This is a genomic window from Streptomyces sp. YKOK-I1 (genome assembly GCF_054660435.1).
In genome coordinates, this window is sequence record NZ_BAAGDR010000001.1 from 1,726,775 (window position 1) to 1,740,578 (window position 13,804).

The 13,804-nt window shown below is 72.0% G+C and carries 13 protein-coding genes and 1 pseudogene; 9 read left to right on the forward strand and 5 right to left on the reverse strand.

Annotated features, from left to right (window positions below; genetic code table 11):
- Positions 1 to 131 precede the first annotated feature (131 nt).
- Positions 132 to 776, forward strand: a complete 645-nt coding sequence (locus ACYQ8Q_RS07060) for a TetR family transcriptional regulator (protein ID WP_416980923.1) — start codon at positions 132 to 134, stop codon at positions 774 to 776.
- A gap of 55 nt (positions 777 to 831) precedes the next feature.
- On the opposite strand, the gene def is transcribed toward ACYQ8Q_RS07060, so the two are convergent.
- Positions 832 to 1,386 (reverse strand): peptide deformylase, encoded by a 555-nt coding sequence (gene def, locus ACYQ8Q_RS07065; protein WP_460062848.1) that lies wholly within the window; start codon positions 1,384 to 1,386, stop codon positions 832 to 834.
- Between the two features lie 157 nt (positions 1,387 to 1,543).
- Here def and ACYQ8Q_RS07070 point away from each other — a divergent pair, with 157 nt between their 5' ends.
- From ACYQ8Q_RS07070 to ACYQ8Q_RS07090, 5 genes are all read left to right on the forward strand, one after another.
- On the forward strand, positions 1,544 to 2,782 hold the full coding sequence (locus ACYQ8Q_RS07070) for a MurT ligase domain-containing protein (protein WP_067255988.1): 1,239 nt from the start codon (positions 1,544 to 1,546) through the stop codon (positions 2,780 to 2,782).
- Between the two features lie 20 nt (positions 2,783 to 2,802).
- A complete protein-coding gene (locus ACYQ8Q_RS07075; RefSeq protein ID WP_460062850.1) occupies positions 2,803 to 3,531 on the forward strand; it encodes a type 1 glutamine amidotransferase in 729 nt (242 codons plus the stop codon).
- Between the two features lie 189 nt (positions 3,532 to 3,720).
- Positions 3,721 to 4,746, forward strand: coding sequence for a 6-phosphofructokinase (locus ACYQ8Q_RS07080; RefSeq protein ID WP_460062851.1), 1,026 nt, complete (start codon positions 3,721 to 3,723; stop codon positions 4,744 to 4,746).
- A gap of 116 nt (positions 4,747 to 4,862) precedes the next feature.
- Positions 4,863 to 5,813, forward strand: a complete 951-nt coding sequence (locus ACYQ8Q_RS07085; RefSeq protein ID WP_460062852.1) for a cytochrome c oxidase assembly protein — start codon at positions 4,863 to 4,865, stop codon at positions 5,811 to 5,813.
- A 60-nt stretch (positions 5,814 to 5,873) separates the two neighbouring features.
- Positions 5,874 to 6,044: a hypothetical protein gene (locus ACYQ8Q_RS07090; RefSeq protein ID WP_107122195.1), complete on the forward strand. Its 171-nt coding sequence runs from the start codon at positions 5,874 to 5,876 to the stop codon at positions 6,042 to 6,044.
- Here the strand turns inward: ACYQ8Q_RS07090 and ACYQ8Q_RS07095 are convergent, their stop codons facing one another.
- The 4 genes and pseudogenes from ACYQ8Q_RS07095 to ACYQ8Q_RS07110 all read right to left on the reverse strand — a co-directional run bounded on the left by ACYQ8Q_RS07095 (position 6,045) and on the right by ACYQ8Q_RS07110 (position 11,009).
- Complete coding sequence (locus tag ACYQ8Q_RS07095) at positions 6,045 to 7,250, reverse strand: sensor histidine kinase (protein WP_460062854.1); 1,206 nt, start codon at positions 7,248 to 7,250, stop codon at positions 6,045 to 6,047.
- 926 nt (positions 7,251 to 8,176) lie between these two features.
- Positions 8,177 to 9,877, reverse strand: a pseudogene (locus ACYQ8Q_RS07100) (sodium/solute symporter); the annotation flags it as partial.
- A gap of 11 nt (positions 9,878 to 9,888) precedes the next feature.
- Entirely contained in the window at positions 9,889 to 10,257 is a 369-nt protein-coding gene (locus ACYQ8Q_RS07105) for a hypothetical protein (RefSeq protein ID WP_460062856.1), read from the reverse strand.
- A gap of 2 nt (positions 10,258 to 10,259) precedes the next feature.
- Positions 10,260 to 11,009, reverse strand: coding sequence for a LytR/AlgR family response regulator transcription factor (locus ACYQ8Q_RS07110; protein ID WP_460062857.1), 750 nt, complete (start codon positions 11,007 to 11,009; stop codon positions 10,260 to 10,262).
- Between the two features lie 78 nt (positions 11,010 to 11,087).
- Between ACYQ8Q_RS07110 and ACYQ8Q_RS07115 the strand changes: the two genes are divergently transcribed.
- The 3 genes from ACYQ8Q_RS07115 to rocD all read left to right on the forward strand — a co-directional run bounded on the left by ACYQ8Q_RS07115 (position 11,088) and on the right by rocD (position 13,774).
- Positions 11,088 to 11,591, forward strand: coding sequence for an Lrp/AsnC family transcriptional regulator (locus ACYQ8Q_RS07115; protein ID WP_460062858.1), 504 nt, complete (start codon positions 11,088 to 11,090; stop codon positions 11,589 to 11,591).
- Between the two features lie 84 nt (positions 11,592 to 11,675).
- Positions 11,676 to 12,500, forward strand: coding sequence for a dimethylargininase (gene ddaH / locus ACYQ8Q_RS07120; RefSeq protein WP_460062859.1), 825 nt, complete (start codon positions 11,676 to 11,678; stop codon positions 12,498 to 12,500).
- Positions 12,497 to 13,774: an ornithine--oxo-acid transaminase gene (rocD, locus tag ACYQ8Q_RS07125; protein ID WP_460062860.1), complete on the forward strand. Its 1,278-nt coding sequence runs from the start codon at positions 12,497 to 12,499 to the stop codon at positions 13,772 to 13,774. Before ddaH ends, rocD begins: the two co-directional genes overlap by 4 nt.
- Positions 13,775 to 13,804: the final 30 nt, after the last annotated feature.

The following is a 13,804-nucleotide window of genomic DNA, read 5'->3' on the forward strand; positions in this document are numbered from 1 at the left end:
CTGTTACTCACGGGTAGGAAAAGTCAACTCCTGACGACGGCCAAGGAGCTCTCAGGCCCGTTCGCTGTCAGGCTGCTGTCAGGTGTTAGTTTGCGCAGGCGTCACCGAAACATCACGGGTGGGGAGAGCACATGGACACCACGCAGCGGACCGAACAGCAGAGGTCGGCCGACCGCCGACGGCGCGAGTTGCTGGAAGCCGCGGACCGGGTGGTGCTCCGGGACGGGCCCCAGGCGTCGATGAACGCGATCGCCGCGGAGGCCGGCATCACCAAGCCGATCCTCTACCGGCACTTCGGCGACAAGGGCGGACTGTACGCGGCCCTGGCCAAGCGGCACACGGACGCGCTGCTGGACTCCCTGCGGGCCGCGCTGGACGCGCCCGCGGAGCGGCGCGAGCGGGTGGAGGCGACCCTCGACACCTACCTCGCCGCCATCGAGGCACGGCCCCAGGTGTACCGGTTCCTGATGCATCCCTCCGAGGGCGGACAGGGCGCCGACCAGGGGTTCGACGTGGGCAAGCACAGCGCGCCGCTGCTCCGCAGGATGGGCGAGGAGCTGGCCCAGGTGATCGAGGACCGGCTGGATCTCGGGCCGGAGAGTCAGCGGGTGGCCCGGGTGTGGGGGCACGGGATCGTCGGGATGATGCATGCGGCGGGGGACTGGTGGCTGGGGGAACGGCCGTGCTCCCGGGCGGAGCTGGTGCGGAGTCTGGCCGACTTGCTGTGGGGTCGTCTTGCCGCCGCGGGGGACAAGATCGGGGGTCCGGGGTTCTGAGGGTCGTGGGGCGGGTGCGGGCCGGTCGTGGCCGGTCGCGCAGTTCCCCGCGCCCCTAGGTGGGCAAGCCCTCCCGGTGCCAGGAAGCCCGGGTCACCTGGCGCATCAGCCTTCGCTTGCGCCAGCCGCTCACCCGGTCCGCGTACACCGTGCCCTCCAGGTGGTCGCACTCGTGCTGCAAGCATCTGGCAAAGAATCCCGTGCCGTGGACGGTGATCGGCTCGCCGGTCACCGTGAAGCCCTCGACGACCGCGTGGTCGTAGCGCTCCGTGCCCGCCTCCAGGCCCGGGAGGGACAGGCAGCCCTCCGGGCCGCGCAGGACGATCCCGTCCGCCTCCACCAGCCTCGGGTTCACGACATGGCCCAGATGGCGGACGTCCTCGTCGTCGGGACAGTCGTAGACGAAGACCCGCAGGGGTTCGCCGACCTGGTTGGCGGCGAGGCCGACGCCCTGGGCCTCGTACATCGTGGCGAACATGTCCTCGACGAGCCGGGCGAGTTCGGGACCGAAGTCGCTGACCTCCCGGCACGGCTGTGCCAGGACGGGATCACCGAGGAGCGTGAGGGGCCGGACGCGTCCGTGCGCGCCCTGGATGGAGCCGTGTCGCATGGCGGCAAGGGTACGGTCCCTTCTGACACGCGCATGCCGTACGGGTGTCAGGTGGGTGCCAGGATTCGGGCCTGTGAATGGATCTCGATAGGCTGACCCCCTACCACGTTGCCGTACGGCAGAGGCGCGGCGCGTACGCAAGGAGGATCGAGAACTGATGGCAGGCAACTCGGACCCGCTCACGCCGCGGGCCAAGATCGCCGTGACCGCGGGCAAGGCGGTCGCTGCGGCATCGCGCGCGGCCGGACGCGGCAGCGGATCGGTGATCGGTGGCCGGGTGGCACTCAAACTCGACCCCGATCTCCTCGCCCGGCTCGCCCAGAACCTGGACGTCATCCTGGTGTCGGCGACCAACGGCAAGACCACCACGACCCGGCTCATCGCCGAGGCCCTGCGGGCCGCGGGGCCGGTCGTGTCCAACGCACTCGGCGCCAACATGCCGGCCGGCATCACCTCGGCGCTCGCGGGCGGCTCGGACTCCAAGTACGGCGTCATCGAGGTCGACGAGAAGTACCTCGCCGGCGTCGCCCGGGACACCGCCCCGAAGTGCATCGCGCTGCTGAACCTCTCCCGCGACCAGCTGGACCGCGCCGCCGAGACCCGGATGCTCGCGGAGAACTGGCGCGAGGGGCTCGCCGGTTCCAAGGCCGTCGTCGTCGCCAACGCCGACGACCCGCTGGTGGTGTGGGCCGCGTCCTCCTCCCCCAACGTGGTCTGGGTCGCCGCCGGGCAGATGTGGAAGGACGACGCCTGGTCGTGCCCGTCCTGCGGCGGTGTCATGCAGCGCCCCGGCGACGACTGGTTCTGCGGCGAGTGCGGGTTCCGCCGGCCGCAGCCGAGCTGGGCGCTGTCCGGGGACCACGTCCTCGACCCGCACGGCTCCGCCTGGCCCATCCACCTCCAGCTCCCCGGACGGGCCAACAAGGCCAACGCCGCCTCCTCGGCCGCCGTCGCCGCCGTGTTCGGCGTGCCGCCGCAGGTCGCGCTGGAGCGCATGTACCAGGTGCAGGCCGTCGCCGGACGCTACGACGTCGTCCAGTTCCAGGGCCGTGACCTGCGGTTGCTGCTCGCCAAGAACCCGGCGGGCTGGCTCGAGACGTTCAGCCTGATCGATCCTGCGCCCGCCCCGGTGATCCTCTCGGTGAACGCGCGCGGCGCGGACGGCACCGACACCTCCTGGCTCTGGGACGTCGACTACACGCGGCTGACCGGCCATCCGATCTTCGTCATCGGTGACCGCAAGCTGGACCTCGCGGTGCGCCTCGAGGTGGCGAACCAGCACTTCCAGGTGTGCGACAGCGTCGACCAGGCCGTGCAGCAGTGCCCGCCGGGCCGGATCGAGGTCATCGCGAACTACACCGCGTTCCAGGACCTGCGCCGCCGCGTCGGCAACTGACCACGAAGGACGACCAGTTCATGAGCGACAATCAACTGCGGATCGTCTGGGTCTACCCGGACCTGCTGAGCACCTACGGCGACCAGGGCAACGTCCTGGTCGTGGAGCGCCGGGCCCGCCAGCGCGGCCTCGACGTGGCCCGCCTCGACGTGCGCAGCGACCAGCCGATCCCCACCTCCGGCGACATCTACCTCATCGGCGGCGGCGAGGACCGGCCCCAGCGGCTCGCGGCGGAGCGGCTGCTGCGCGACGGGCACCTGTTCCAGGCGGTGAACAACGGCGCGATCGTGTTCGCGGTCTGCGCCGGGTACCAGATCCTCGGGCACGAGTTCGTCAACGACGTCGGCCAGCGCCAGCCGGGCCTCGGCCTCCTCGACGTCACCACGGTGCGCGGCGAGGGCGAGCGGTGCGTCGGCGACGTCCTCGCCGACATCGACCCCCGGCTCGGGCTGCCGGCCCTGACCGGGTTCGAGAACCACCAGGGCGTCACCCACCTCGGCCCGACCGCCCGCCCGTTCGCCCGCGTCCAGCTCGGCAAGGGCAACGGCACCGGCGACGGGACGGAGGGGGCGTACAACGACACCGTGTTCGGCACGTACATGCACGGGCCGGTGCTCGCCCGCAACCCGCTCATCGCGGACCTGCTGCTGAAGCTGGCGCTCGATGTGAACGCGCTGCCGCCGACGGACGACCGCTGGTACGAGGCTCTGCGGGGCGAGCGCATCGCGTCGGCACAGCAGCCTGCGTGAGTTTTCCGTTCACCTGCTTTTCGGAGCACCGTCAGCAGCCCGTCTGACGGTGCATCCGCACAGGTGAGCAGGCACGTCCAGCAGGCGGACGCATGCTTCGGTCCCGCCCCCTCCTGCCGCTAGGGTGGCGGGGATCGAGCCGGACGACGGGGTCCGGATCCGGCCCTCGTGGAGAAGGTTTTTCGGGCTATGCGCATTGGTGTCCTCACGTCCGGCGGCGACTGCCCCGGCCTGAACGCCGTCATCCGGTCCGTCGTGCACCGCGCCGTCGCCGACCACGGCGACGAGGTCATCGGCTTCCGGGACGGCTGGAAGGGCCTCCTGGAGTGCGACTACCTCAAGCTCGACCTCGACGCGGTGGCCGGCATCCTGGCCCGCGGCGGCACCATCCTCGGCTCCTCCCGGGTCCAGCCCTCGCATCTGCGGGACGGCGTGGAGCGGGCGAAGGGCCACGTCCAGGAGCTCGGGCTCGACGCGATCATCCCCATCGGCGGTGAGGGCACCCTCAAGGCGGCGCGGCTGATGTCCGACGCCGGACTGCCGATCGTCGGCGTGCCGAAGACCATCGACAACGACATCGCCGGCACCGACGTCACCTTCGGCTTCGACACGGCCGTCGGGGTGGCGACCGAGGCGCTCGACCGGCTGAAGACCACCGCCGAGTCCCACCAGCGGGTACTGGTCGTCGAGGTCATGGGGCGGCACACCGGCTGGATAGCGCTTCAGTCGGGCATGGCGGCGGGCGCCCACGCCATCGTCGTACCGGAGCGGCCCTTCGACATCGAGGAGCTGGCCCGGCGGGTCGGCGAGCGGTTCGAGGCGGGGAAGCGGTTCGCGATCGTCGTCGCCGCGGAGGGCGCGAAGCCCCGCGCCGGGACCATGGACTTCGACGAGGGCGGCAAGGACATCTACGGGCACGAGCGGTTCGCCGGGATCGCCCGTCAGCTGTCCATCGAGCTGGAGGACCGGCTCGGCAAGGAGGCCCGTCCGGTGATCCTCGGGCATGTGCAGCGGGGTGGTACGCCCACCGCGTACGACCGTGTGCTCGCCACCCGGTTCGGGTGGCACGCGGTGGAGGCGGCGCATCGCGGGGAGTTCGGTCAGATGACGGCGCTTCGGGGGACCGACATCGTGATGGTGCCGTTGGCCGAGGCCGTCGAGACGCTCAAGACGGTTCCCCCGGCGCGGTACGCGGAAGCGGAGTGCGTGCTGTAGCCGCGCCCCTTCCAGGTGGGACCAGTGGCCCCCGGTGACAGAGATCGCCGGGGGCTTCTCTACTCTTGTGGGCGGTCGGAAACGTACAACCCCCCACGAATCAGGAGCCGCCCACCATGGAACACAGCGGGCACGGCGCGCATATGGATCTACTGCCGTTCACGCTGGGGCGGGGGCTTCAGTGGTCGGCGGATCCGTTCTTCCTGGTGGCCACTCTGACCGGGCTGGGGCTGTACGGGTGGGGTGTGGTGCGGCTGCGGCGGCGGGGGGACGCCTGGTCGGCCGGGCGGACCGTGTCGTTCGTCCTCGGGGTGCTCACGATCATGCTGGTGATGTGCACCCGGCTGAACGACTACGGGATGGTCATGTTCAGCGTGCACATGGTGCAGCACATGGTCATCAGCATGCTGTCGCCCATCCTGATCCTGCTGGGGGCGCCCATGACGCTGGCGCTGCGGGCGCTGCCGGCGGCCGGCGGGGGGCGCAAGGGGCCGCGGGAGCTGCTGCTGATGCTGCTGCACAGCCGGTACATGCGGATCATCACACATCCGGCGTTCACCATCCCGATGTTCATCGCCTCGCTGTACGCGCTGTACTTCAGCCCCCTCTTCGACTTCCTGATGGGCTCGAAGGTCGGGCACATCGCGATGATGGTGCACTTCCTCGCGGTGGGGGTGGTGTTCTTCTGGCCGATCATCGGGGTGGACCCGGGGCCGCGGCGGCCCGGGCATCTGATGCGGATGCTGGAGCTGTTCGCCGGGATGCCGTTCCACGCGTTCTTCGGGATCGCGCTGATGATGGCGTCGGAGCCGATGGTCGACACGTTCCGCAGCCCGCCGGCCTCGCTCGGGATCGACGCGCTGTCCGACCAGAGCGCCGCGGGCGGCATCGCGTGGGCGTTCAGTGAGATCCCGTCCGTGCTGGTGCTGATCGCGCTGCTGTTCCAGTGGTACGGCTCCGAGCAGCGGCAGGCCAAGCGCAAGGACCGCGCCGCCGACCGGGACGGCGACAAGGAGCTGGAGGCGTACAACGCCTATCTCGCCTCGCTGAACACCCGGGGACGCTGAGGCGGGGCACTATGGAGGTGGACGCGCCCGGTGGCGGGCGGCCCTGAGGAGGGTGTCGCGATGGCAGGTTCCACGGACAGTTCCACGAGGACCATGGGGGTGCTCACCGTCGGCGCGCTGGTCGCGGTGACCGCCTACACGGTGGCGCTCGGCAGCAACGGCTGGCTGTGGTTCGGCTGGGTAGTGCTCGGGCTGATCACGCTGGCGATGATCGTGCTGAAGACCGGCTGATCAGCCGGGGCCGAGACGGGCCGCCGAGTGGACGCCCGGCTGGTACTTCGGCAGCCGGGCGGTGATCTTCATGCCCGCCCCTACGGCCGTCTCGATGACGAGGCCGTAGTCGTCGCCGTACACCTGGCGCAGCCGGTCGTCCACGTTGGACAGGCCGATGCCGCCGGAGGGGCTGACCCCGTCGGCCAGGATGCGGCGCAGCAGGGCGGGGTCCATGCCGGCGCCGTCGTCCTCGATGACGACCAGGGCCTCGGCGCCGGCGTCCTGGGCGGTGATCTGGATGTGGCACTTGTCCGTCTTGCCCTCCAGGCCGTGCTTGACGGCGTTCTCCACCAGGGGCTGGAGGCAGAGGAAGGGCAGGGCGACGGGGAGGACCTCGGGGGCGATCTGGAGGGTGACGGCGAGGCGGTCGCCGAAGCGCGCGCGGACCAGGGCCAGGTAGTGGTCGATGGCGTGGAGCTCGTCGGCGAGGGTGGTGAAGTCGCCGTGCCGGCGGAACGAGTAGCGGGTGAAGTCGGCGAACTCCAGGAGCAGCTCGCGGGCGCGTTCGGGGTCGGTGCGGACGAAGGACGCGATCACGGCGAGCGAGTTGAAGACGAAGTGCGGGGAGATCTGGGCGCGCAGGGCCTTGATCTCCGCCTCGATCAGTTTCGTACGGGACTGGTCGAGATCGGCGAGTTCCAGCTGGACGCTGACCCAGCGGGCCACCTCGCCCGCGGCGCGGACGAGGACCGCCGACTCGCGGGGCGCGCAGGCGACGAGGGCGCCGTGCACCCGGTCGTCGACGGTGAGGGGGGCGACCACGGCCCAGCGGACGGGGCAGTCGGCGTGGTCGCAGGTGAGGCGGAAGGCCTCGCCCCGGCCGCTGTCCAGGGGGCCGGCCAGGCGTTCCATGATCTCGGTGCGGTGGTGTGCGCCCACCCCGTCCCAGGCCAGGACCTGCTCGCGGTCGGCCAGGCAGAGCGCGTCCGTGCCGAGCAGGGTGCGCAGTCGGCGGGCGGACTTGCGGGCCGTCTCCTCGGTGAGGCCCGCCCGCAGCGGGGGTGCGGCGAGCGAGGCGGTGTGCAGGGTCTGGAAGGTGGCGTGCTCGACGGGGGTGCCGAGGCCGGCCTGGCGGTCGGGGCGGGCGGTGCGGCGGCCGAGCCAGAACCCGAGGGCGAGGAAGGGCAGGATCGCGATGCACACGCCGGCCAGAAACCCACTCACCCCCTGGCCTCCGGCACCGAACGCACGTCGGGCACCCTGCGCTCCTCGGGCACCCTTTGGCCCTCGGGCACCCTGTGATTGTCGGGCGCGCCCTGCTCCTTCGGCGTCGCGCGCTCTTGCGGCGCGCCGCGCTCCACCGGAACCCTCCGCTCCTCCCGCACCCGGCGTTCCTCCGCCCTCCCGCGCTCCTCCGGCACCCCCCGCTCCTCGGGCACCCTGCGCTTGTCGGGCGCGCCCTGCTCCTTCGGCGTCGCGCGCTCTTGCGGCGCGCCGCGCTCCACCGGAACCCTCCGCTCCTCCCGCACCCGGCGTTCCTCCGCCCTCCCGCGCTCCCCCGGCACCCCCCGCTCCTCGGGCACCCTGCGCTTGTCGCGCGCGCCCTGCTCCTTCGGCGTCGCGCGCTCTTCCGGCGCGCCGCGCTCCACCGGAACCCGGCGTTCCTGCGGCCTGCAGCGCTCCTCCGGCTTCCCCCGCTCCTCCGGCACCACCCGCTCGTCCGGCCTCCCGCGCTCCTCCGGTGTCCGCCGCTCCCCCAACGCCCCCCGCTCCTCCCGCACCCGGCGTTCCTCCGGCCTCCCGCGCTCCTGCGGCGCCCTCCGCTCCTCCGGCACCACCCGCTCGTCCGGCTTCCCGCGCTCGTCCGGCTTCCCGCGCTCCTCCGGCACCCTCTGCTCCTCCGGCATCCGCCGCTCCCCCAACACCCCCCGCTCCTCCGGCATCCGCCGCTCCCCCAACACCCCCCGCTCCTCCGGCACCCTCTGCTCCTCCGGCACCTCCCGCTCTTCCGGCACCCCCCGCTCCTCCAGCATCCGCCGCTCCTCCGGCACCCCCCGCTCCTCCAGCATCCGCCGCTCCTCCGGCACCCCCCGCTCCCCCGGTGGCCTCCATTCCTCCGGCGTCGGGCGTTCCTCCGGCCTTCCGCGTTCCTCTGTGCGTAGTTCCTCCGGGAGGTGGAAGCGGGCCAGGATCGCCGCTGTGCCGGGTGGGACGCGGCCCGGGGTGGACAGGGAGACCAGGATCATGGTGAGGAAGCCCAGCGGCACCGACCACAGTGCCGGCCAGGCGAGCAGCGCGTGCAGCCCGCCCGTGGCCGGCAGGCCCGCCATGGTGACGGCGACCGCGAGGAACGCCGATCCGCCGCCGACCACCATCCCGGCCACCGCCCCGGGCGGGGTCAGCCGACGCCACCAGATGCCGAGGACGAGCAGGGGGCAGAAGGAGGACGCCGACACCGCGAAGGCGAGACCCACCGCGTCGGCCACCGGCAGCCCGCCCACCAGCAGGCTCCCGGCGAGCGGTACGGCCATGGCCAGCCCGGTGCCCAGCCGGAAGTGCCGTACGCCCCGGGTCGGCAGCACGTCCTGGGTGAGGACGCCCGCGACGGCCATGGTCAGCCCGGACGCCGTGGACAGGAACGCGGCGAAGGCGCCCCCGGCGACCAGCGCGCCCAGCAGATCGCCGCCGACGCCGCCGATCATCCGGTCCGGCAGCAGCAGGACGGCCGCGTCGGCGTCGCCGGTGAGGGCGAGTTCGGGGGCGTAGAGGCGGCCGAGCGCGCCGTAGAGGGGCGGGAGCAGGTAGAAGACGCCGATCAGGGCGAGGACGGCGACCGTGGTGCGGCGGGCGGCGACCCCGTGCGGGCTGGTGTAGAAGCGGACGACGACGTGCGGCAGGCCCATCGTGCCGAGGAAGGTGGCGAGGATCAGGCCGTACGTGGCGTACAGCGGGCGTTCCTGGCGGCCCGCGGCGAGGGAGGTGGACATGCCGCCGGTGCTGCCGCGCTCGGCGGTGGGGACGGGGCTGCCCTGGGCGAAGGTGAGGCGGGTGCCGCGTTCGATGCGGTGGGTGCCAGCGGCCAGGCGCAGGGCGGTGTCCGCGTGGCGGCGGCCGTCGACCGTGCCGTCGACCGTCACGGTCAGCGGGCGGCCGAGCTTGAGGTCGAGGGTGTCGTCGACCCGGACCGTGCGCTGTTCGCGGAAGGCGGCCGGTTCCGCGAAGGCGTGCCGGGGGCTGCCGTCGCCCTGCCAGGCGAGCACCAGGAAGAGGGCGGGAACGAGCAGGGCGGTGAGCTTGAGCCAGTACTGGAAGGCCTGCACGAAGGTGATGCTGCGCATCCCGCCCGCGGCGACGGTCGCGGCGACGACGACCGCGACGATCAGTCCGCCGAGCGAGTCCGGCGCACCGGTGAGCACCGTCAGCGTCAGCCCGGCGCCCTGGAGCTGGGGCAGGAGGTACAGCCAGCCGACACCGACGACGAGGGTGCCCGCGACCCGGCGGACGGTGTGCGAGGCGAGCCGGGCCTCGGCGAAGTCGGGCAGCGTGTAGGCGCCCGAGCGGCGCAGCGGGGCCGCGACGAAGAGCAGCAGGACGAGGTAGCCGGCGGTGTAGCCGACCGGGTACCAGAGCATGTCCGGGCCCTGGACCAGGACCAGCCCGGCGATGCCGAGGAAGGAGGCGGCGGAGAGGTACTCGCCGCTGATGGCGGCGGCGTTGAGGCGGGGGCCGACGGTGCGCGAGGCGACGTAGAAGTCGGAGGTGGTGCGGGAGATCCTGAGGCCGAAGGCGCCGACCAGGACGGTCGCGACCACCACCAGCGCGACGGCGGGCACGGCGTACGCCGAGTTCATCTGTCCGGCCCCTATCGGTCTTCGACCAGCCGGACGAAGTCCCGTTCGTTGCGTTCGGCGCGGCGGACGTACCAGCGGGCCAGCAGGACGAGCGGGAGGTAGAGGCAGAAGCCGAGGACGGCCCATTGGAGGCGGTGGGCGTCGGGCAGCGCCGCGAAGAGCAGCGGCAGCGGGCCGACGAGGAGGGCGAGGACGGCGAACACCACGAGGGCGGCGCGCAGTTGGGAGCGCATGAGGGAGCGGACGTAGGTGTGGCCGAGGGTGGTCTGTTCGTCGATCTCGGTGCGCGGGCGGTAGTAGCCGGAGTCGCGGAGGGTGCGGCGGGTGCTGCGGGGCGGGCCGGTGACGACGACGCGCCGCTCGGCGGGGTCCTGCGGCATGCTCACGGCCTCCTCATCAGCAGGTCCCGCAGTTCGCGGGCGTGGCGGCGGCTGACCTGGAGTTCCTCGCCGCCGACCAGGACGCTGACCGTGCCGGCGTCCAGGCGGAGTTCGCCTATGTGGCGCAGGGCGACGAGATGGCGGCGGTGGATGCGGACGAATCCGCGGGCGCGCCAGCGTTCCTCCAGGGTGGACAGGGGGATGCGGACGAGGTGGTTGCCGCGGTCGGTGTGCAGCCGGGCGTAGTCGCCGTGGGCCTCGGCGTGGGTGATGTCGTCCACGGCGACGAACCGGGTCACCCCGCCGAGCTCGACGGGTATGTGGTCGGGGTCGGGCTCGTGGACGGGGATGCGGGGGGTGGTGCCGCGCAGTTCGGCGGCGCGGCGGACGGCCTCGGCGAGGCGTTCCTTGCGGACGGGCTTGAGGACGTAGTCGACGGCCTTGAGGTCGAAGGCCTGGACGGCGAAGTCCTCGTGCGCGGTGACGAACACGACCAGCGGCGGGCGGGCGAAGCCGGTCAGCAGACGGGCCAGGTCGAGGCCGTCGAGGCCGGGCATCTGGATGTCGAGGAAGACGACGTCGATGGCCTCGGGGCCGTGCGGGCCGGACTCCAGGGCGCGGTTGATGCGGCGCAGCGCCTCGGTCGCGTCGCCGGCGCCCTCCACGCTGCCGATGCGGGGATCGGCGTTGAGCAGGTACAGCAGTTCCTCGAGCGAGGGGCGTTCGTCGTCGACGGCGAGGGCGCGCAGCATGAACGTGGAGTGTAGGGGCGATCGGCACGGCTGGACATGTGCCGGGGTGTGGACGTATCCGCTGGATACAGTGCCCGCATGAACAGCGGCACTGCCCCTTTCGACGATCTCGACCGGAAGATCGTCACCGCTCTGATGGCGAACGCCCGGACGAGTTTCGCGGAGATCGGCTCGGCGGTCGGACTGTCGGCGACGGCCGTCAAACGCCGGGTGGACCGGATGCGGGACACCGGGGTGATCACGGGGTTCACGGCCACGGTGAAGCCCGCGGCGCTGGGCTGGCGCACGGAGGCGTACGTGGAGGTGTACTGCGAGGGCGCGGCCCCGCCGCGGCGGCTCGCGGAGGTGGTGCGCAACCATCCGGAGATCACGGCGGCGATGACGGTGACGGGCGGGGCGGACGCGTTGCTGCATGTGCGGGCGCGGGACGTGGAGCACTTCGAGGAGGTGCTGGAGCGGATCCGGGTGGAGCCGTTCATCCGCAAGACGATCAGTGTGATGGTGCTGTCGCACCTGCTGCCGGACAGTCCGGAGGCGGGAGCCACACAAGTGGCCCCGGATGACGCAGGGAACGTGCGCTGAGCAGGATGAATACGCAGCAATGCTGCGTGAGCACGCAGTGTTCTCTTCTTGTAGCACTCCGCTGTCGGTTCTTACCTTGGGGACATGCCCGACAGTGTGACCACCGGCCGCAGGCCGAGCGCCCGGCGTTTTCTCGTCTGTGAACCCAGACATTTCGCCGTGCAGTACGCGATCAATCCCTGGATGCGTCCCGACACTCCCGTGGACGTGGACCTGGCCCAGGAGCAGTGGCAGACGCTGATCCGCGCCTACCGCTCCCACGGGCACACCGTCGACACCCTGGATCCGGCGCCCGGACTGCCGGACATGGTGTTCGCCGCGAACTCCGCGGTCGTCGTGGCCGGCCGGGTGTTCGGCTCGCTGTTCCACGCGCCGGAGCGGCGTCCCGAGTCCGCGCTCTACGACACCTGGTTCAAGACCGCCGGCTACGACGTGTACCGCCCCGAGCACGTCTGCGAGGGCGAGGGCGATCTGGTGTGGACCGGCCGGTACGTCCTGGCCGGCACCGGGTTCCGTACGACGCGTGAGGCGCACCGCGAGGTGCAGGAGTTCTTCGGTCATCCGGTGATCAGCCTGACGCTGGTGGACCCGCACTTCTACCACCTGGACACGGCGCTGTTCGTGCTGGACGACGACAACATCTCGTACTACCCGGAGGCGTTCTCGCCGGGCAGTCGTGAGGTGCTGGCCCGGCTGTACCCGGACGCCGTGCTCGCCACCCGCGACGACGCGATGGCGTTCGGTCTGAACTCGGTCTCCGACGGCCGCCATGTGTTCATCGCGCCCCGGGCCGAGGCCCTCGCCGCCCGGCTGACCGAGCGCGGCTATGTCCCCGTCCCCGTCGACCTGTCGGAGTTCCAGAAGGCCGGCGGTGGCATCAAGTGCTGCACTCAGGAGATCCGTTCATGACCGCACCCGTCGTTCCCGCGCGTTCGCCCGAGGCGGTTGCCGCCGGTCCGTCCGAGACCGCCCCCGCGCGGTCCTCCGCCGAGCTGATCCGCGCCGAGGAGCCCGTCCTCGCGCACAACTACCATCCGCTGCCCGTGGTCGTCGCGCGTGCGGAGGGCGTCTGGGTGGAGGACGTCGAGGGCCGCCGCTACCTCGACATGCTGGCCGGCTACTCGGCCCTCAACTTCGGCCACCGGCACCCCTTGTTGATCGAGGCGGCGCACCGCCAGCTCGACCGGCTCACCCTCACCTCCCGGGCCTTCCACAACGACCGGCTCGCCGGATTCGCCGAGCGGCTGGCGGAGTTGACCGGCCTGGACATGGTGCTGCCGATGAACACCGGCGCGGAGGCGGTGGAGAGCGGCATCAAGGTGGCCCGCAAGTGGGCCTACGAGGTGAAGGGCGTCCCCGCCGACCGGGCGACGATCGTGGTCGCGGCGGAGAACTTCCACGGCCGTACGACGACGATCGTGAGCTTCTCCACGGACGAGACGGCCCGGACGGGCTTCGGCCCGTTCACCCCGGGCTTCCGGATCGTGCCGTACAACGACCTGGCGGCGCTGGAGGCGGCGGTCGACGAGACCACGGCCGCGGTGCTGATCGAGCCGATCCAGGGCGAGGCCGGAGTGATCATCCCCGACGACGGCTATCTGGCCGGGGTACGGGAGCTGACCCGGCGCACGAACACCCTCTTCATCGCGGACGAGATCCAGTCCGGGCTGGGGCGCACCGGCCGGACGCTGGCCGTGGAGCACGAGGGGGTCGTCCCGGACGTCGTGCTGCTCGGCAAGGCGCTCGGCGGCGGGATCGTACCGGTGTCGGCGGTGGTCGGGCGGCGCGAGGTGCTGTCGGTGCTGCGGCCGGGTGAGCACGGGTCGACGTTCGGCGGCAATCCGCTGGCGGCGGCGGTCGGCACGGCGGTGGTGGAGCTGCTGGAGACCGGCGAGTTCCAGCGGCGGGCGACGGAGCTGGGGACCGTGCTGCGGGACGGTCTGACCGGTCTGGTCGGCAAGGGTGTCGTGGGTTTCCGGGCCCGGGGCCTGTGGGCGGGCATCGACATCGATCCGGCCCTCGGCACCGGCCGCGAGGTCAGCGAGCGGCTGATGCGGGAGGGGGTGCTGGTCAAGGACACCCATGGCTCCACCGTCCGGCTGGCGCCGCCGCTGACGATCACGGGCGAGGAACTGGGGTCGGCGCTGGCGGCGTTGGAGCGGGTGCTGACCCGGGGGGTCTGAGGCCTCCGGGCTCCCGGGTGGCCCGCCCGG